Here is a 1,506-nt window from a genome sequence, read left to right as displayed (position 1 = left end):
TATTTGGTGACAGCTTGTCTGACTCTGGCAACTTAACGGAAGTATTCCAATCGCCAGTTGAAGTTAAGTTCACCAATATTTCTCCGTTCACGGGACAAGCAACGATCGCAACCGATGCGCTTGCTGCAGGTCTGGGTTTAACAAACAACCCGTCAAAGTGGTTGCTAGGCCAAAACGTCGGCACTAACTATGCTGTCGGAGGCGCTGCCGCAATCCCATCAGATCCTAACAACGACACGAGTCTTCCAATCCAGATTGGCGCGCACTTGTTGTCGACTGGTGGTGTAGCAGATGCAAACGGCCTATACGTTATTGTTATCGGTGGTAACGATTTGAACGCTGCTGCGCAAATTCGTGCACAAGGCGTATTTACAGCTCCAGGTGCAGAACGTCAGGCAGCTCGCAAAGGATCTAAGGATCGCGTTGACGCAGCAGTAGATGTAATCAGTAATCAAATCCAAACCTTGATCGCGACTGGCGCAACAGCTATCGCGGTAGCAGACGCTCCAGATATCAGCAAAACACCTCTTCTTAGAGCAAATGTTAACGACCTGTATCAAGCAGCTGTAGCATCAGGTAATCCCCAAAACGAACGTCGTGCTCTTGAGTACCCAGAAAAAGTGTCAAGTCTTGTGGATCGTTTCAATCGTAAACTTCGTAAATCAGTTCGCAATATTGAAGCAGCAACAGGTATTGATATTATTGAATACTCACTACAAGACTTCTTAGATCGTACAATTGAAGAAGGTGAAGAAGCCGGTTTGAACACAACAACTCCTTGTGTTGAATCAGTACCCGCACTTGCTGATTGCTCAGCATTTGTTTTCTCTGATGGTTTCCACCCAAGCAGTACCGTTCACACGCAAGCTGGTCAAGAATTTCTTGAAGCTGTATTGAGCCAATAATCCGCTCTTGGATTGGGATCAGAGTGAAAAAACTCTGACCCCAATCTATATTCATATCCGTTTACCTTTGCCCTAACACCGATAGAGCTGCAACACGATAGGCTTCTGCGAGTGTTGGATAGTTAAAAATATTCTCTACAAAAATATCAACAGGGCTGTCGGATAGCATCGCCATCTGACCAATATGAACGAGTTCCGTAGCCCCTTCACCAACTATCTGAACACCCAAGATTTTCTTCCCTTGTTCATCGCAAATGATTTTCAACAAACCATCTTCTATACCACTGATCTGACCTCGAGAAATCTCTTCAAATTTGGCAACACCGACAATGACATCACCCTTGGCTCTAGCCTGTTGTTCAGTGAGCCCAATGCCTGAAATTTCAGGAATGGAGTAAATACCTGCTGGAATGAAATCTGCCATTTTACCAACGCTAATACCTAAGGCATTTCGACTTGCACGGCGCCCCTGCTCCATCGAAGCCGAAGCCAAAGATGGCGGGCCAATTACATCACCAGCCGCGTATATATTGGAAACACTACTTCGTAACTCGTTGTCTACCTGAATATGCCCTTGATTGGTCAACACCACGCCTGCTTT

Annotated in this window: 2 protein-coding genes; one reads left to right on the top strand and one right to left on the bottom strand. The window is 45.9% G+C overall.

Annotation, left to right across the window (positions count from 1 at the left end):
- On the top strand, positions 1 to 905 hold a 905-nt coding region (locus A3739_RS01370), incomplete at its 5' end, for an SGNH/GDSL hydrolase family protein (protein WP_197471941.1).
- Positions 906 to 966: 61 nt separating this feature from the next.
- On the opposite strand, the gene A3739_RS01365 is transcribed toward A3739_RS01370, so the two are convergent.
- Positions 967 to 1,506 (bottom strand): FAD-dependent oxidoreductase (locus A3739_RS01365; RefSeq protein ID WP_197471940.1); only part of this gene is annotated, 540 nt, incomplete at its 5' end.

The organism is Oleiphilus sp. HI0067, assembly GCF_001635735.1.
Note: the sequence above shows the minus strand (reverse complement) of the source record. Positions and strands in the feature narration are given on the sequence as shown.